A 15,357-nucleotide genomic window follows, 5' to 3' on the forward strand; every position below is an offset into this window, starting at 1 on the left:
CTACGCCTTCGTTCGGTCCCGGCGCAGCGCCAGGATGGCGATCTGCGTTCTACGCTGCAGCGCGAGCTTGCGAAGAATGTTCGAGACGTGGTTTTTCACGGTTTTGGCACTGAGCTTGAGACGCTCGCCGATTTCCTTGTTGGAATCGCCCTGCGCGACGAGATTGGCGACCTGCGCCTCGCGCTCGGTTAGGTGCTTTTGGAATGGGAAACCGCCGTCGCCGCGGGTGGGGACGGCGTGCGCCCGTCGCGCCGCCTTCGACTCTTCGAGGAGACGGCCGATCGTCACGTCGCGCAGGCTGGCGCTCTGGAGAACGTCCCAAAGCGACGGATGCGTCTCGCGGATGAGCTCGGCGACCGTACGCAACGTCGACGAACCCGTGGGCTTTCGCGCGGAGCGTCCCTCTCCCATCGTAGGAACAAGGTACTGCACCGGGAGTTACAGGGGTGTTACAAAAGGCCTAGGCTAGTCGTTGTCGGGCGCCTTCATCGATTGGGCGTGATTGATAAAGAACGCCGGCGGCTCGTTGGTTTGGATGGCCTTGAACTTGCGCGGCGTTTGGGTGAAATCGAAGCTGTCCTCGAGGGAGGTTGCGCGCACGTCGGTCGTGTGGAGCGACGCCAAACCAAACGTCCGCTCCAGGAACTTCAAAATGCTGCCGAACTCGTACGGGGTGTGCGAAACGTATCCGTGCTTGGCGTACGGTGAGATGATGATGCACGGGACGCGGATGCCCAGGCCCACGTAATCGAGCTGCTTCGGGGGCGCGTTGTCGTAGTAACCGCCCCAATCGTCCCACAAGACGATGATGGCGGTCGATTTCCAATACTTGCTCTTACCGATCGCATTGACCACGTCGCCCACCCATTGCGGGCCAAGGTTACTCGTGGTGATCGGATGGTCGGACCAATCCAAGTCGGGAATCACCCACGAAACCGCCGGAAGTTCGCCTTTAGCGGGATCGGTGAGCGCCTTGGTCTCCGGCGAGACGACGTTCTTCCAATCCGGACCGAGATAGACTTTTCTGATCGCGCTAAAAGCCGACCAAACGAGACCACCAAACGCCGTGTCGTCGTTGATCGAGGGAGCGTAGTACTTCCACGAGACCTTCTTCGCGTCGAGCGTGTCCGCGATCGTTCCATATTGCGTGAAGCACGGGAACGGTCCGTCGTCGCTGAGCTGCCGCTGCCTATTGACCAGGACCGTCGTCGTGATCGAGGGTGCCTCGCAGCCCCAGGGTGGTCCCGGCAGGGGTATGTCAACGAGCGAATGTGTCGGATCGATTTGCGTCGTGCCTGCGATGAGATCTTGATGCGCGGTAAAGCTCGTACCGAACTCGGTCGGGAACATGTGATCGACCAGCACGTAGTCTTGAGCCATCGTGCGATACGGCGCGATCTCGGCGTGATCCAGATACGCATAAGGAACCGTGCCGGCCGGCGGCCCGAAGCCCTCCGTTCCGGTGCCCTCGAGGTCGAAACCGTTCATCTTTCCGTGATTCCAACCGGTGATCGCCTCTCTCCAAAGGTGACCGAGGTCGCACTCCTGCGTACCGCCGACCGGAAAGCAATCGCCGTTGTACGTCATTTGATGCAGCAAGACTTTTTTGCCGGTGTGGAGGTAGCCGAACGTCGGCGCGTCCGCGCCCTTCCATCCCGCGAAAAGGTTCTCGAAGCTGCGGTTCTCTTGCACGATGATAACGACGTGCTTGATGTAGTTCCCCGGCGCCAAACGGGCCTCAGATAGCGGCGCGTCTTGCGGAACGCTAGGCGTGATCCCGGCCTTACTCCCGCACCCCCACAACATCCCAACGAAAAAGACTGAAAGCAAAGCTTTCGCGACCAGGTTCGCACGCGATGTCATGAGAGAAATCAAAGCCTAGAAGTCCTTTTGAGTCAATCCGACGTTCGTTTTCAGATCCGTGATGCTCTGATCGAGCACGATTTGGTCGCCGGAGAATAGGATTTGCCGCACCGGGAAGTGCGTATCTTCCGAAAGATAGAGGCGCTGCTCGCTGATGCCGTCGTTCTTCGAGGGATCGGCCAGTTTGAGATCGAGCATGTCGGTCATCACGCCCCCGATCTTCCCGCCCTTGAACTGCGTGAGCGTGCCGGCCGTGGCGGCGTAGCGGTTGACGATCACGTTGAGCAATCCGTCGGGGATCGTGAAACCGCGAATCGACGTGGCGCGCGGATCGTGAACCGATACGGTGAGATGGAGGCCGGCGAGAATGCCGCCCTGATGTCCGCTTACGGTGTCGCCCCCGGACCACACGCCGCCCGAGCCCTGCCCGTCGCCCGACAGGATGAGCGTCTTGGCGAAGTTCGGCTTCATGAAGGAATATTGATACAGGCGATCCTGCGTTTTGTTGCCGAGCACTTCGTGCGACTGAAGCTTGCACGTGTAGTCGTTCGTCGTGGCCCACGCGGTGTTGAAGGCGGTAATGGCCGGCGCGGTGTTGTCAGCGCGCGCCGCGGACACCGCGAGTACCGTAAGGATCGCCGCCGCGGCGACGATGGAAAAGGACCGAAGTGCGAGCATTATTCCTCCGTAGGATTCGCAATGGCGGCCGATTGCAATCCGCCGCCTTCATCAATGAGAAGCGTTCCGTGTTTTCCTTCTACGCCGATGAGGACATCGCATTTTGCATCCGCCGCGATCTCTTCGATCGTTCGTCCGAGCGGTGCGCCGCTGTACTTGCCCTCCCGGTAGGAGCCCAGAATGATCAGGTCGGCCTTCTCACGCTTGGCAATGTCGAGAACCGCCTGCTTCGTGGAGCGTGCCTTGATCGTCTCCGCACGGAAAGTAACGTTACTGCTATTGGCAATCGTTTCGGCCGCGCCTAGGGCGTCGAGGGCCGCCCGCTCCTCCTCGGGCATTTCGGCGTCCGGCGGGAGCGTGTAGGGCACTTCGACGATATAGATCGCGAGCAGCTCGGATCGCTCGCCTCGCGCCAGCTTGACGGCGAGTGCCATCATGTGCGCCGAGTTGATCTCGGGTGAAAAGACGACGATGATGCTGCCGACCATGCGTTCGAGCTCGCTTGCAGCCTCGGCCGCAATCTTCATGACGTACGACGCCGGCGGATGCAGCATCCAGTATAGGGTCGCAAAGACCGTAGCGGCGATCACGCAAGCGATGACTACGCCCGCGAGCGTGACGTGCACCGACGAACTCTCGTAGATCACGGCGCGGTTTTTCGAGCTCGGACGATGAGCGACAAACGGTGAACGCCCAGCACGACCATGGCCGCGCCGAGAACGATGCCCGGCAAGGTCTCGATGCGCACGCCGAATGCAAGCGTACGGACCGCAACGACGACGCCCGCGAGCGCCGTCGCGCCGGCCAAGAACGCGCGATAGGCGATCACGGGGCTGCCGCCTGCGCGCGCCGCTCGTCGCTGGCCTTGACGTTGGCGACGTATTCGTCCATGAGTTCGAGTTCGCCGGCGTTGCGCAGGATGTCGACTTGCGACTTACGCCAGTCGCGTCGCTGCGAACGCAGCACCGGAAGCCGCTTGCGCTTGCGATAGATAAAGTAGAGTACGATGCCCAGCACCAGCCAGCCCGGGCCGAAGATTCGGCCGAGCGGGTGCGTCTGCAAGGTGAACATCAGAATCGAGAAGATGCCGAGGAAACCGAGCACGCCGACGACCGGGAACTCGACGCGTTCGCCGCGGAACGTGAACGGGATGTTGAGCGGAATTTTGAACTTTCGCGGGCTGAGCGGATCCGTTAACCGCAGCGCGATGAGCGCGAGAAAGACGAACGAGTAGCTCGTCGCGGCGCCGAAGGCGTACAGGTCGGCGAGAAAGTCCAGTCCGCCCTCACCGTGAAAGAATTTCGCGTAGGTCGAGACCGCCATGGGATCGAGCGAAGGCAGTGCCGCAAAGATGAGCTCCAAGATCGCCAAGCCGCAAAACGCGAGAATCGAGATTGCGGGCGTGCGGTAACGGGGGTGGACGCGCTGAAAGATCGACGGAAGCAGATTCGTGTGGCTCATCGCATACGCAATACGCGAGCTTCCAAAAACGCCGGAGTTCGACGAAATCGTCAACAGCACGGCGCCCAGGATCGGGACGTAAAAGGCGGCGAGAGCGCCGAAGTACGGCACCTGCGCGGCCAGCAACGCGACGGCTTTACCTTGGTTATCGGCGCCGCCCGGATACGTGGAGGGGAAGATCTGCCAGAACTGAACGGGATGGCCGGCCGCATCGACGATTGGATGCCACGGCACGAAGCCTAACGCTAAGTTCGAATAGGCCAGCGCATAGATCAGAATCGTCAAGATCAGCGCGACCGACGTTCGCGGAATGATCGACGCGGGACGCTGCGTCTCTTGAGCGGCCTGCGAGATCGACTCCAACCCCACGAAAGAGATGATCGCAAGCGACGTTCCAAGCATAAGGTGCTCCGGCGACGGCCAGTCGACGCGCATCGTGTGGATGAGGAGATCGGGCCGGAACGCGAACAAGAAGCCGAAGCACAGAATGCAGGTTTCGCTGGTGACGTCGAGCGCCGAAACGAAGCCTTGAAAGGCGGTGCTTTCGCGAACGCCGACGACGTTGAGCCCGCACAGCGCCATGATCACCGCAAGCGTCACAAGGAAGTGCGTCCACGGATGCGACGATCCGACCAGCACCGGAATGAGCTGGCCGAGATAGTCGATCGCGGTCCAAGCGAAGAGCGTGATGTCGATGGTGAAATCGAGCAGCACCGCCCAGCCCGCAATGAAGCCGAAGATATCGCCCAGCCCGCGCAGGACGAAGTATTGGCCTCCGCCGGCAACGGGATACGTCGCGGCCAGTTCCGTGTATGCCAGACCGATGCAGACGTAGACGATGCCGGCAAAGAGAAACGCCACGTTGGTGGCGCCGGCGGCGGCGCCCAGCACGAGGCCCAGGCCGATGAAAATGTCGGCCCCGACGTCGGAATAGCCCCACGAGAACGAGCCCCAGGGCGTAACGCTGCGACGCAGCTCGGGTTTTGGAGTTGAGGCCATCGAGTAGCTAGAAAATGACTCCGATTGCGGTGCGTTCGAGTGCGTTGATCGTGTATTCCGCGTGAGCGAAGGCTTCCTGGAGGCCGAACTCGCGGAAGGTCTTGAGGGATTCGTTGAGCCGGTTTACCGCGTCGCGCAGCTCCGTCCGGTCGCGCTTTCCGTCGGCGGATTTCTGTAAAACCATGGCTCCGAATTTCAGGGCCGTCTTGGCGTATTCGACTTCGTTGCCGTTTGCTTTGAGCTCGTGCATCGCGACCAAATAGGCGTCGCGGGCCTCTTCGTAGTTACGCCGCCGCGTGGCGATCATTCCCTTGAGGACGTTCTCCAACGCGTCGCTGCGGTTGCGCGCCGGGGCCAGCGCGCGATCGAGTGCTTGTCGCAGCATCGGATCGGTGGGTGTTTTCCGGTCGGCCGGAGTGAACGTTCGCGGCGGCTTGTTCTTGGCGGTCGGCGGCGGCTGCGCGCCCATGAGCGCACAGACGTCCTCGTGAAATTCGTGCGCCGTCTGGTAGCGCAAGCCGGGATCGCGTTCGATCGCGCGCAGGATGACGCGCTCCAAATCTTCAGGAATGTTGCGATTGATCTCGCGCGGCGACGTCGGGATGTCGTGCACGTGGGAGTACATCGTCGCGACGATATCGTCGCGGTCGTTGCGAAACGGCAACGTACCGGTGAAGATTTCGTACATCACGATGCCGACCGAGTAGAGATCGCTGCGCGCGTCGGCGGGCTTGCTCAAGAATCGTTCCGGCGCCAAGTAGGATATCGTTCCCACGATCTGTCCCGTGCGCGTGGTCTGCGTGACGTCGCTGGCGCGGCGCGCCAAACCGAAGTCCATGAGCTTGACGTGCTTGCCGCCTTCGACGATCATGACGTTCGACGGCTTGATGTCGCGGTGGATCACGCCCTCATCGTTGGCGTAATCGAGTGCCTCGAGGACTTCGGCGATGTAGAGCAGCGCCTGTTTGTAGCCGAGCTCGCCGCTCTCGAGCGACGACAGCGTCTTGCCGCGGATGAGCTCCATGACGATGTAGTAAATGCCGTCTTCTTCGCCGGCGTCGTAGACCGCCACGACGCGGGGATGATTCAATCGCGCCATCGCGCGGGCTTCGGAAAGCAGCCGCGCGTTGGTGTCGTCGGAGCGATCCATCAGGACCTTGATCGCAACGTCTCGCCCGAGCGTACGATCGTTGGCGCGGTACGTGTCGGCCGTGCCGCCCCTGCCGATTAGCTCGATCACTTCGTATCGACCGCCGAGCGTCCGTCCTTGGAGATGGTCCATATAGCTTAGAAGGCGTTTCTATGGAGGCTCGGGCGATTACCGTCTATGGTGACGACGTCAAACCGTATCTTGGCAGTCGGAGCCACGAACTGCGCGTACTCCTCGGCAATGCGCCGCAGCGTTGCGCGTTTGCGCGCATCCACGGCACCCAGCGCCGAGCCGAAGGAGGCCGTGTCCCGTCGTTTGACCTCGACCACAACCAGGGTCGACCCGTCGAGGCAGAGTGCGTCGATCTCTCCGCCCGGCAGCCGCAGGTTGCGCTGCAGAACCCGGTATCCGGCGGCGGTCAGGAACGCCGCTGCGAGATCTTCGCCCGTCCGTCCCTTTGCAGCGCTCACGCCGGAGCGGCTTCGGCGACCGCCTCGAGCTCCTCGAGGGTTTCGAGTCCGAGGGAGAGCTGCGCGTCGCGAACGCGGGCCCAGTTGGCGCGATGGTGGACGCTCGGGCCGTGTTCCCGTAAGGCCTCCATGTGCAGCGGCGTCGAGTAGCCCTTGTGCAGCGCGAACCCGTAACGCGGGTCCTCACGATCGAGCTCGACCAGCAGTGCGTCGCGGTAGACTTTCGCGACGATCGACGCCGCCGCCACGACCGCGCAGCGCGCGTCGCCGCGCACGAGCGGTTCTTGCGGACCGGAAAACGAGCGTATGCGCACGGCGTCGGTGATGAGATAGTGAATCTCGCATCCCAAGCCCTCGATGGCGCGTTCCATCGCCAGAACGCTGGCCCAGTAGATGTTCAGCCGGTCGATCTCGCCGACGCTGGCAGCGCCGATCGACCACGCGATTGCGTCGCCCTTTATCTGCTCGGCGATCTCGGCGCGCAGATCGGGGCGCACCTGCTTGGAATCGTTGAGACCTTTGATGAGCAGCGGCTTGTCGGCCACGACGCAAGCGGCGACGACGGGTCCAGCGAGCGGACCCCGACCGACTTCGTCGATCCCGCCCACCAGCGTGAATCCGCGCGCGCGTGCCGCGTATTCGAACTGGTGCAGACGATGCAGGCGCCGGCGCTCGCGCTCGTAGGCGTTGCGCGTTTTGCGCTGTCTAGGCGTCATCGCCGTCCTCCGGGTTCTCCAGCGAGATTCGCCCAAACGTCCCGTCGTTGAACGCGCGCACGTACGATTGCGCCGCATTGTGGAAGTCGGCGTCGCCGCCGCGCCGCACGAAACCGCGTGCGGCGGCGAACTCGTCGAGCGTCGGAATCTTGCGCGAGCGGTAGCGATCCGCCGTCCACGACTCGAACGCGCGCACCACTTCTTCGGGATCGTAGCGCTCGCGCGGGACGGCGCCGCATATCGCGAGTTTCCACTGCGACGTTTTCGTCGCGATTTTCGGAACGAGAATTCCGGGTGTGTCCATCAGCTCCACGTTGGGAGGGAGGCGAAACCATTGCAACTGCCGCGTGACCCCGGCGCGGTCCTCCGTCTTGGCGGCCGCGCGGCGCAAGAGCGCGTTGATGATCGACGACTTGCCCGAATTGGGAATGCCCACGATCAGCGCGCGAGAGACGCCTTTACGGGCTTTTGCGAGCGCGAGTATGGCGGTGCGCACGCGGCCCGCGTTCTGCGGCGACCGGCCGTCGATGGCAATCGCGGTGAGACCGTCGCGTTCGAACCGATCGATCCACGCCGTGGTGACGTGCGGATCGGCCAAGTCGTGCCGGTCGAGCACGAGCAGACGGGCTCGTCTGCCTACGAGGCGATCGAGTGCGGGGTTGCGCCCACTACGTGGTACCCGCGCGTCGACGACTTCCACCACGATGTCGATGAGCGCCAGATATTCGGCGATCTTGCGCATCGCTCGCGCCATGTGGCCCGGATACCACTGGATGACGCGCTCCGCACCGCCTGTCACAGCGCGCCTACGCTCGATAGCGGCCAGAGACCGGCCATGGCGCGACCCATGAGATGGTCGTCGGCAATCGGTCCGAAGACGCGCGAATCCTCGCTAACCGCGCGGTTGTCGCCGAGCACGAAGACTGACCCCGGCGGTACCGTGACCTCGGCGAAGCTCCGATTGTCGGAATAGCGTACGTACGGCTCGAGCAGCGGCGAGCCGTTGAGAACCACCGTGCCGCGATCGACGCGCACGCGGTCGCCGGGCAGCCCGATGACGCGTTTGATGAAGAGGCCGCGCGCGTCGCCGTCGCGGCGAAACGCGACGATGTCTTGTCGTCGCGGGACGCCGACGCGGTACGCAAACGTGTTGATCAGCACGTATTCACCCGGCGCGATGTGCGGCTCCATCGACATGCCCGACACTTGGCGCGGCGCCATGAAGAACGCCGCTGCCAGCAGCGCGAGAACTGCAAGCTGCAGCGTTATACGTGCGAGCGAGCGCCATTGCAGCAAGGCAGACACAGGCGCTCTAGTTCGTGACTATAAGACGCGTGCCTGGGATGGCGGCCAGAAGATGAGAAACGCGCGACCCGTAAAGCCGCCGGTTTCGCCTTTGCGGGGACCGGTCGTGAATCCGCCGCCGTCCTGCGCGAAACCCCAAATGTGCGAATCTTCCGAATCGTTGCGGTTGTCGCCGAACATGATATAGCAGTGCGGCGGAATGGTGTTGGGCGCCGTCCACATCGATTTCGGCGGGATATTGGCCGACGCCGAATCCAAGCGCTGCCAACCGGCGCCGTAGCTCACGTAAATCCCGTAGTTGCGCACGGCCATTTCGTATACCGGACGATGGTCGGGAGTGATGTACGGCTCGCGCAGTGCGGCGCCGTTGACGTAGACGGTTCCCATCTGGACACTAAGCGTGTCCCCCGGCCGCCCGACGACCCGCTTGATGAAGTCGTCGGGCGTCGGAATCGGCGGTGGAAAGACGACGATGTCGCCTTCGTTGGGATGATGAAAGCGGTATTCGAACTTGTCGACGAGCAGTACGTCGTGGATCTGCAGGGTCGGCAGCATCGATCCCGACGGTATGTAGTAGGTTCGCGCGACGAACGTGATCAGCACCCACGCGGCGATGCCGGCCACGATAAACGGATCGAGAAACTCGCGTGCGATCGCCGTGCTTTGACCGCTCGACCGCGCCACCACCGGGCGCAGGGAGAGAACGATGCGCGCAACGACGATTGCGGCGACGATGGCCAGGAGCTCGGAAGGCGTCATTTCAGGACGCGCATCCGGTTGAACGGCCAAAGAATGAGAAAAGCGCGACCCGTCATGTTCTTGCCTTGTGCGAAGCCCCAGACGTGCGAATCGTCCGAGTAGTTGCGATTATCGCCGAGCATGAAATAGAAACCGTCGGGAATCCGGTTTGGCGCTTGCCACAAGCGTCGCGGCGGAACGTCGGCGGTTTTGGGATCGAGCGGCTGGCCGTCGACGTAAATCTCGTAGTTCTTGATCTCCAGATCGTATTTCGGCTGCTGATTCTCGTACGGCTCCGTAAGCGCGTTTCCATTCCGGTAGACGATACCGTCGGAAATGCCGATGGTGTCACCGGGGACGCCGACGACGCGCTTGACGAACGCGTTGCCTTCGGAGGGCACCGGCGGCATGAACACGGCAACGTCGCCCGGGTGCGGGTGACCGAAGCGGTAGGCCATTTGGTCGACGAGCAGCACGTCGTGAACCGTCAACGTCGGAATCATGGAAATCGACGGAATGTAGTACGTTCGTATGACGAACGCAATGAGCAGGAGCGCGGCGAGACCCGCCACGATAAGCGCGTCGAGATACTCGCGTACGACGGCGACGGCCGAGCCGTGCGGGCCGGCGCCGCGAAAAGGTTTGCTCGAGAGCGCGAAGCGCGCGACCGCAAAAACGCCGAGAAGTCCGAGTAACTGCAGCGGTGTCAGGGCAGGCTACTTGACAACCTTCTTTTCCCTGATCCGCGCGGCTTTGCCGACTTTCTCGCTCAAGTAGTAGAGCCGGCTGCGGCGCACGTGGCCCCGCTTTCCGACTTCGATCTTTTCCACGCGCGGGCTGTGCACGAGGAACGTCTTCTCGACGCCGACGCCGTGCGCGACGCGACGAACGGTGATCGACTCGCGAGCGCCGCCGCCCTTGTGCACGATCACGACGCCTTCGAACATCTGCACGCGTTCTTTGCCGCCCTCGACGACTTTCGAGTAGACCTTCACGGTGTCACCCGTGCGGAATTGCGGAACTCCGTCCTTGAGCTGATCGCGATTGAGGGCGTCGATGACGTTCATGGCACTCTTCTATAGTAGAGGCGTAGGGAAAAAATGGGGGCTAGCCCCCAAAACCAAGGTATGTTATCACGGGCGTTCCTCGGCGTGCAAGGCTGAGTCCGACAGGGCTCGCCGGGCGGCGGTCCGCCGCCGGGACTCCTCGCGGCGCCACTCGGCGATCTTGGCGTGGTCGCCGGAGAGAAGCACCTCGGGGACGGCCACGCCGCGAAAGACCGGTGGGCGGGTGAAGCTGGGATAGTCGAGTTGCCCGGCGGTGAAGGACTCGCTGGCGAGGGATTCCGGGCGAATCGCCCCGGCCAGCAGCCGCACCGTCGCGTCGACGATCGCCAGCGCCGGTATCTCGCCGCCCGTTAAGACGAACTCGCCCAGGCTGATTTCCTCGATCGGGTAGAGCGACCCGAGGCGATCGTCGATCCCCTCGTAGTGGCCGCAGATCACGATGAGGCGGTCGAGGCCGGCGAACCGCTCGACCTCCGGCTGGTTCAGCGGCTTTCCTCCGGGACTGGTAACGGCGATGACGCGGCGCTCGCCGGCCGGCGCTTCGGCGAGGACGCGATCGAGGGCGCGGGCGATCGGCTCGAGCCGCAGAACCATTCCCGCTCCTCCGCCGAAGGGCGAATCGTCCGCCCGCTCCTTGCCGGTCAGCTCGTCGAGCAGATGGTGGTAGCGCACCTCGACGATGCCGGCGTCGACGGCGCGTCCCACGATCGACAGGCCGACGAACGGTGCGAAGACCTCCGGGAAGAGCGTGACCAGGTCGATCGTGAACATCAGGCCACCGTGTTCCGTTTGTTTGCGTTCCTGTCATCCCGCGCGAAGCCAAAGCGCGCGGCACCCAATGCCTTGGGCGCGCTGGATCGCGGCGATTTCGTTGCGGCGGAGCCGCTGCTCACGCGCGAAATCGAGGATGCGCCGCACGCGCGTCAGCGGGCGTTCTACCTGAACAAGCGCGGCGTCGCGCGCATCAATCTCGGGCGGCGCGACGACGCGCGCGCCGACTTCGAAAGCGCGCTCGAGTGCGTGCGGCGCTACGCGCCGGCGCTGACCAACATCGGAAACCTGCTGCTCGAAGAGGGGCGCGTCGACGAAGCCATTTCCGCCTACTGCGACGCGATCGCGTCCGACCACGAATACGCCGTTGCCTACGTGAACCTGGGCTCCGCCTACAAAAGGGCCGGCCGGCTTGACGAAGCCGTTCGCGCATTACGTACGGGCCTGAGAATGGAGGGTCGCAAACGCTCTCGGCCAAGGGAACGGCTATGAGCAGCGAGCAGCTCGATCAAGTTCCACTCTCCGAAGACCTTCTCGTCGTCATGCGCAACTCGGGCCGCTACGCGCAGCAGCTGCGCGAGCCGTTCATCACTGCGCGCGCGCTGCTCTTGGCGCTGCTCGACGACCAGCACGTCGGAGCGACGCTTGCCGGCGTGGTTCCACGTGAGAAGCTTCTCGAGCTGGAGCCGGTTGAGGATGCGCGCACCACGGCGGCGCGCCTCCCGGAAACCGGTTTGGCGGGGAACGAAAAATCCGCGATGCCGCGCTACGACACGCTGGCGTTCAAGCTCCCCGAAGGTACGGCCAGCGTGTGGCTCAGCCGCGAAGCGTTCAATATTTTCGTCGAAGGGGCCAATCGCGCCGAAGAGGGTTACTACCCCAAGCACTTAGCATTCGGCTTAGCGGCCGAAGCGTTGCGCACGCCAGGCGTGCTCGCCGCGCTGCGCGTCGAGCCGGGAAAAGTTACCGACGCACTTTTCCAGCTGGGCTAAGAGTCGCCGAAGTTACTTCGATTTGCCGATCGCTTCTACCGCGGTGATCTCTTCCAGATACTCGAAGAGCTGCGGCAGCGTAATCTTCTCGAGCGCGGTCTTCTCGTTGATGCGGTTCTCGTCTTCGCCGTCGTCGCGAATGTAGCAGCGCGTCTCCACGCCCCCCTCGTTCTCGCTAATGAACGACACGGCAAACCCGCGTCCCGGCATCTCGTCGTAGATGCGCATCGTCTGCGGATTGAGGATCTCGATCGAATGCGCTTGATTGTACGCGTCGAAAATCAAGATCTTGAGATGCTCGAAGTTCGTGACCTCGATGAGCCCGACGACGAAGACGTTCTTCGTAGAGAAGAATTCGTGACCGCGCGTGTTGCGGCTGGAAATTTCATAAAACACCCGATGTGCGACGAATCGGTTGAGGATCTTGCGTAGCGTCGCCAGCGAGGCCAGCGTCTCGGTACGGTTGCCGCGGGTGTAAATGATCTTCAAAGCGGATTGGCCAGCTTGGCTGGACGTAGAGGGTTGCCCTGCTAGGCGGCGCTTCCGCGGGGAGGAAGAGTAGAGCTGTGTTTTCAGTGCCCGATATTCTGGTCGTCTCCGTGCTGGCGCTCTTGCTGTTCGGGCCGGACCGGCTGCCTGGGATCATGCGGCAGGCCGGCCGGTTCATGCGCGAGATTCAGAACACCTCGCAATCCTTCGTGGCTGAGATGGAGCGTGCGGCCGATGTCTCCGAGGAGACGCGCGCACCCGAGCCGGCGCCTACTCACCCGCCAGACGGTGCCAAAGCGCCATGACGCGCGCAACGTACGCGATCGTCTCGGGATAGGGCGGAACGCCGCGGTAGCGATCGACCGCTGCCGTTCCGGCGTTATAGGCGGCGAGCGCGAGGCGATAGCGCGTTTCGCGATCGCGGCCGGCGAAGCGGTCGAGTAAGATGCGCAGATGGTAGGCGGCGCCCGCGATGTTTTGCAGCGGATCGTCAGGATCGACGCCCAATCCGTTCGCCGTTTGCGGCATTAGCTGCCCGAGGCCGCGCGCTCCCGCGCTCGATACGGCACCGGGATTCCAGCGCGATTCGACTGCGATCAGCGCGACCAGGAGCCGAGCGTCGATGCGCTCGCGATCGGATTGCGCGATGGTTGCGCTTGCAAGGGTCGCCGCGGTACCTGCGTGCAGGTTGGGATTGAAGTATTGCAGCGCGCGAGCGTAAAGCACGATGACCGCGGAGTGCGCGGTCATCATGAGTATCGCTTTCACATGGGAGCTAGTGCCCGCGCGGCGCGCGGACGCGCCTTTAGATGTTCAGGTTTTCGCGCAGCTCGGCGATGCGCTGCGATACCATCGAGCGCACCTGATTATTGATCTTCTCGCGCTGTTCGTCGGGCAGCCGCTTGTAGACGAGATAGCCGGCGGCCGAAACCAGCCCGCCGAGAAAACCGACCAGCAGCGCCTTTCCGACTTCGCCCGACGCGTCGTCGTCTTGCCTTGGCGGTTGGCCGCTGCCGAAAGCGCCCTGGTATCCGTTTGCGCCCGTGTTGGAGTTCATTGGGTGCTCCTTTGCCCTGTTAATACCACGCCGGAGGCCGCGGTGTTGCACGCCGGTCATGTTCGCGTGTGAGCCGGACTTGTTCGGGATACTGTTCGGCGATCCGTTCTATCGACAACTCGGCCGTGGTCACGATCGCGCGAAGCGCCGCGTCGTCGCGAGCGTTCTCGGGCCACCGCAGGTGCAACTCGCCCGGTTCCTGGTTGGCGTCGAGCGGGATGTCCGCGTAGGTCTCGAGCCCCAGGCGCAGCGCCTGCAAGATCGCCGAAACGGCCGCACAGACGATGTCGTTGCCGTATTCCCCGAAATCGGCGTGGCCGTGCGCAAAAACAGAGGACAGCCTCTCCTGGCTGTCCCTGTAAAACGTGACGTCTACCACGAGGGCCCCTACGGGAGCGTGATCTTGGTGATTTTGACTTCCGCGAAGCGCTGGCGATGGCCGTTGAGCTTGCGAACGCGCTTCTTCGGCTTGTAGCGGAAGACGAGAATCTTCTTATCCTGCCCGTGGCGCAACACCGTGCCGGTCACCGTGGCGCCGTCGAGCACTGGGGCCCCGACCTTCACGTCGGAACCGGCTCCGGCGAGCACGACCTTCTCGAAAGTGACGTCCGAACCAACCTCGCTGGTAAGCAGGTCGCAGCGGATGACGTCTCCCTCGGCGACTCTCAATTGCTTGCCGCCGGTCTCGATGATCGCGTACATGACTACGGTACGATAGCAGGCTGGCCTGGCCGTGTCAACGACGATACTGCCTGCTTGACGATCCGGGGCGAGGGTGGTAGAACTAGAGTAGTCTATAAAATAGAGTAGTCTAGAAAGGCTTGTTATGGTCTACCACGATTACAGTGGCCCCGGAAACGTCTGCACCGGAAAGCTCTTTTGGATCTGGGGAATCTACGCCGTCGTCATGTTATGGCTGTGGAACGGCTTGACGGCTGCCGGGCTTCCCGCCTTCGCGATTTGGGCGCTCGCCGGCGTCGCCGGAACGCTGGTGCTCCTTGCGACGCGGGAGATTTAGCGTGGACGAACAGATCAGCACCGAGCAGGCGCGCGACCACATCGAGATGGTCCAGCGCATCATCGCAGAGTCGTCGCAGCGGCTCTGCGGGGGCGGCGAGTTCTTCGTCGTGTGGGGCGCGTTCTCGGGACTCATTACCGTGTGGGGCCATCTCGTCGCGACCCGAAATCTGCCTCAGTCCTCAATGTGGGCGGGGGCGGCGTTGTTGCTTGCGTGCATCGCGTTCTCGATCGTACGCGGCCGTGCACTGCGCAACTCGGAAGTTCGCAGATCGCTGCTGCAGCGCGAGTTTTTGAACGTGCTGTGGCTGACGGTGGGCTTGGCATTCGTCGTCGATATTGCCGCGTTCAACATCTTCCCAGGGCTGGCTTCGGCGGCGATTTGGAGCTTTGCCGAAGCGATCGTGCTCTTTTATATCGGTTTGCACGGCAATCGGCGCGCCCAAGTCTGCGGAATCGCGGTCGTGGTTTCGCTGGTCGTCGCGAACTTCGTCCAGCCGCATCTCAGCGCGTACGTGCTGGCCGCCGGAATGATCGCCGGCTACTGCGGTTTCGGCATCGCCGAATTGGTGACGGCCGAATAG

Annotated in this window: 25 protein-coding genes; 5 read left to right on the top strand and 20 right to left on the bottom strand. The window is 62.9% G+C overall.

Features of this window, described 5'->3' with window-relative positions; genetic code table 11:
* From VGG89_08065 to trmD, 15 genes are all read right to left on the bottom strand, one after another.
* Positions 1-432 (bottom strand): response regulator transcription factor, encoded by a 432-nt coding sequence (locus tag VGG89_08065; GenBank protein HEY1976483.1) that lies wholly within the window; start codon positions 430-432, stop codon positions 1-3.
* A 33-nt stretch (positions 433-465) separates the two neighbouring features.
* On the bottom strand, positions 466-1,830 hold the full coding sequence (locus VGG89_08070) for an alkaline phosphatase family protein (GenBank protein ID HEY1976484.1): 1,365 nt from the start codon (positions 1,828-1,830) through the stop codon (positions 466-468).
* A 48-nt stretch (positions 1,831-1,878) separates the two neighbouring features.
* Positions 1,879-2,541, bottom strand: coding sequence for a hypothetical protein (locus VGG89_08075; protein HEY1976485.1), 663 nt, complete (start codon positions 2,539-2,541; stop codon positions 1,879-1,881).
* Positions 2,541-3,188: a universal stress protein gene (locus tag VGG89_08080; GenBank protein HEY1976486.1), complete on the bottom strand. Its 648-nt coding sequence runs from the start codon at positions 3,186-3,188 to the stop codon at positions 2,541-2,543. Before VGG89_08080 ends, VGG89_08075 begins: the two co-directional genes overlap by 1 nt.
* Complete coding sequence (locus VGG89_08085; protein HEY1976487.1) at positions 3,185-3,370, bottom strand: hypothetical protein; 186 nt, start codon at positions 3,368-3,370, stop codon at positions 3,185-3,187. The genes VGG89_08080 and VGG89_08085 overlap by 4 nt, the downstream gene beginning before the upstream one ends.
* Entirely contained in the window at positions 3,367-5,001 is a 1,635-nt protein-coding gene (locus VGG89_08090; GenBank protein ID HEY1976488.1) for an APC family permease, read from the bottom strand. Before VGG89_08090 ends, VGG89_08085 begins: the two co-directional genes overlap by 4 nt.
* Positions 5,002-5,008: 7 nt before the next feature.
* On the bottom strand, positions 5,009-6,283 hold the full coding sequence (locus tag VGG89_08095; protein ID HEY1976489.1) for a protein kinase: 1,275 nt from the start codon (positions 6,281-6,283) through the stop codon (positions 5,009-5,011).
* A 5-nt stretch (positions 6,284-6,288) separates the two neighbouring features.
* Positions 6,289-6,621 (bottom strand): YraN family protein, encoded by a 333-nt coding sequence (locus VGG89_08100; GenBank protein HEY1976490.1) that lies wholly within the window; start codon positions 6,619-6,621, stop codon positions 6,289-6,291.
* The gene (locus VGG89_08105; protein ID HEY1976491.1) at positions 6,618-7,337 is read right to left on the bottom strand and encodes a ribonuclease HII; all 720 of its coding nucleotides are present in this window, start codon (positions 7,335-7,337) and stop codon (positions 6,618-6,620) included. Before VGG89_08105 ends, VGG89_08100 begins: the two co-directional genes overlap by 4 nt.
* A complete protein-coding gene (gene ylqF / locus VGG89_08110; GenBank protein ID HEY1976492.1) occupies positions 7,327-8,136 on the bottom strand; it encodes a ribosome biogenesis GTPase YlqF in 810 nt (269 codons plus the stop codon). The genes VGG89_08105 and ylqF overlap by 11 nt, the downstream gene beginning before the upstream one ends.
* Complete coding sequence (lepB, locus tag VGG89_08115) at positions 8,133-8,642, bottom strand: signal peptidase I (GenBank protein HEY1976493.1); 510 nt, start codon at positions 8,640-8,642, stop codon at positions 8,133-8,135. Before lepB (VGG89_08115) ends, ylqF begins: the two co-directional genes overlap by 4 nt.
* A gap of 18 nt (positions 8,643-8,660) precedes the next feature.
* Positions 8,661-9,401, bottom strand: coding sequence for a signal peptidase I (gene lepB / locus VGG89_08120; protein HEY1976494.1), 741 nt, complete (start codon positions 9,399-9,401; stop codon positions 8,661-8,663).
* The gene (lepB, locus tag VGG89_08125) at positions 9,398-10,090 is read right to left on the bottom strand and encodes a signal peptidase I (protein HEY1976495.1); all 693 of its coding nucleotides are present in this window, start codon (positions 10,088-10,090) and stop codon (positions 9,398-9,400) included. Before lepB (VGG89_08125) ends, lepB (VGG89_08120) begins: the two co-directional genes overlap by 4 nt.
* Positions 10,091-10,096: 6 nt before the next feature.
* Positions 10,097-10,447 (bottom strand): 50S ribosomal protein L19, encoded by a 351-nt coding sequence (gene rplS / locus VGG89_08130; GenBank protein HEY1976496.1) that lies wholly within the window; start codon positions 10,445-10,447, stop codon positions 10,097-10,099.
* A 66-nt stretch (positions 10,448-10,513) separates the two neighbouring features.
* Positions 10,514-11,218 (bottom strand): tRNA (guanosine(37)-N1)-methyltransferase TrmD, encoded by a 705-nt coding sequence (gene trmD, locus VGG89_08135; protein ID HEY1976497.1) that lies wholly within the window; start codon positions 11,216-11,218, stop codon positions 10,514-10,516.
* A 9-nt stretch (positions 11,219-11,227) separates the two neighbouring features.
* Here trmD and VGG89_08140 point away from each other — a divergent pair, with 9 nt between their 5' ends.
* Both VGG89_08140 and VGG89_08145 read left to right on the top strand, forming a co-directional pair.
* Positions 11,228-11,710: a tetratricopeptide repeat protein gene (locus tag VGG89_08140; GenBank protein HEY1976498.1), complete on the top strand. Its 483-nt coding sequence runs from the start codon at positions 11,228-11,230 to the stop codon at positions 11,708-11,710.
* A complete protein-coding gene (locus tag VGG89_08145) occupies positions 11,707-12,210 on the top strand; it encodes a hypothetical protein (protein HEY1976499.1) in 504 nt (167 codons plus the stop codon). Before VGG89_08140 ends, VGG89_08145 begins: the two co-directional genes overlap by 4 nt.
* 12 nt (positions 12,211-12,222) lie before the next feature.
* Here VGG89_08145 and VGG89_08150 read toward each other — a convergent pair whose 3' ends face one another.
* Positions 12,223-12,699: a hypothetical protein gene (locus tag VGG89_08150; GenBank protein ID HEY1976500.1), complete on the bottom strand. Its 477-nt coding sequence runs from the start codon at positions 12,697-12,699 to the stop codon at positions 12,223-12,225.
* Positions 12,700-12,785: 86 nt separating this feature from the next.
* Here VGG89_08150 and VGG89_08155 point away from each other — a divergent pair, with 86 nt between their 5' ends.
* Positions 12,786-13,004: a twin-arginine translocase TatA/TatE family subunit gene (locus VGG89_08155; GenBank protein HEY1976501.1), complete on the top strand. Its 219-nt coding sequence runs from the start codon at positions 12,786-12,788 to the stop codon at positions 13,002-13,004.
* On the opposite strand, the gene VGG89_08160 is transcribed toward VGG89_08155, so the two are convergent.
* From VGG89_08160 to rplU, 4 genes are read right to left on the bottom strand one after another with little or no spacing between them, the layout of a single operon-like run.
* On the bottom strand, positions 12,970-13,452 hold the full coding sequence (locus tag VGG89_08160) for a lytic transglycosylase domain-containing protein (GenBank protein ID HEY1976502.1): 483 nt from the start codon (positions 13,450-13,452) through the stop codon (positions 12,970-12,972). The genes VGG89_08155 and VGG89_08160 overlap by 35 nt on opposite strands.
* 52 nt (positions 13,453-13,504) lie before the next feature.
* The gene (locus tag VGG89_08165) at positions 13,505-13,756 is read right to left on the bottom strand and encodes a hypothetical protein (protein HEY1976503.1); all 252 of its coding nucleotides are present in this window, start codon (positions 13,754-13,756) and stop codon (positions 13,505-13,507) included.
* A gap of 19 nt (positions 13,757-13,775) precedes the next feature.
* Positions 13,776-14,135, bottom strand: coding sequence for a ribosomal-processing cysteine protease Prp (locus VGG89_08170; protein HEY1976504.1), 360 nt, complete (start codon positions 14,133-14,135; stop codon positions 13,776-13,778).
* Positions 14,136-14,143: 8 nt separating this feature from the next.
* On the bottom strand, positions 14,144-14,458 hold the full coding sequence (gene rplU / locus VGG89_08175) for a 50S ribosomal protein L21 (protein HEY1976505.1): 315 nt from the start codon (positions 14,456-14,458) through the stop codon (positions 14,144-14,146).
* Positions 14,459-14,582: 124 nt separating this feature from the next.
* Between rplU and VGG89_08180 the strand changes: the two genes are divergently transcribed.
* Positions 14,583-14,774, top strand: a complete 192-nt coding sequence (locus tag VGG89_08180; GenBank protein ID HEY1976506.1) for a hypothetical protein — start codon at positions 14,583-14,585, stop codon at positions 14,772-14,774.
* Between the two features lies 1 nt (position 14,775).
* Complete coding sequence (locus tag VGG89_08185; GenBank protein HEY1976507.1) at positions 14,776-15,357, top strand: hypothetical protein; 582 nt, start codon at positions 14,776-14,778, stop codon at positions 15,355-15,357.

This window comes from Candidatus Baltobacteraceae bacterium, assembly GCA_036488875.1.
GTDB lineage: Bacteria > Vulcanimicrobiota > Vulcanimicrobiia > Vulcanimicrobiales > Vulcanimicrobiaceae > JAFAHZ01.

Excerpts from the sequence above, each read along its gene's own strand:
- VGG89_08095 (HEY1976489.1), bottom strand. The coding sequence starts at position 6,283 with ATGGACCATCTCCAAGGACGGACGCTCGGCGGTCGATACGAAGTGATC.
- VGG89_08180 (HEY1976506.1), top strand. The coding sequence starts at position 14,583 with ATGGTCTACCACGATTACAGTGGCCCCGGAAACGTCTGCACCGGAAAG.
- VGG89_08165 (HEY1976503.1), bottom strand. The coding sequence starts at position 13,756 with ATGAACTCCAACACGGGCGCAAACGGATACCAGGGCGCTTTCGGCAGC.
- rplS (HEY1976496.1), bottom strand. The coding sequence starts at position 10,447 with ATGAACGTCATCGACGCCCTCAATCGCGATCAGCTCAAGGACGGAGTT.
- lepB (HEY1976494.1), bottom strand. The coding sequence starts at position 9,401 with ATGACGCCTTCCGAGCTCCTGGCCATCGTCGCCGCAATCGTCGTTGCG.
- VGG89_08090 (HEY1976488.1), bottom strand. The coding sequence starts at position 5,001 with ATGGCCTCAACTCCAAAACCCGAGCTGCGTCGCAGCGTTACGCCCTGG.
- VGG89_08075 (HEY1976485.1), bottom strand. The coding sequence starts at position 2,541 with ATGCTCGCACTTCGGTCCTTTTCCATCGTCGCCGCGGCGGCGATCCTT.
- VGG89_08105 (HEY1976491.1), bottom strand. The coding sequence starts at position 7,337 with ATGACGCCTAGACAGCGCAAAACGCGCAACGCCTACGAGCGCGAGCGC.
- VGG89_08160 (HEY1976502.1), bottom strand. The coding sequence starts at position 13,452 with ATGATGACCGCGCACTCCGCGGTCATCGTGCTTTACGCTCGCGCGCTG.
- rplU (HEY1976505.1), bottom strand. The coding sequence starts at position 14,458 with ATGTACGCGATCATCGAGACCGGCGGCAAGCAATTGAGAGTCGCCGAG.
- VGG89_08145 (HEY1976499.1), top strand. The coding sequence starts at position 11,707 with ATGAGCAGCGAGCAGCTCGATCAAGTTCCACTCTCCGAAGACCTTCTC.
- trmD (HEY1976497.1), bottom strand. The coding sequence starts at position 11,218 with ATGTTCACGATCGACCTGGTCACGCTCTTCCCGGAGGTCTTCGCACCG.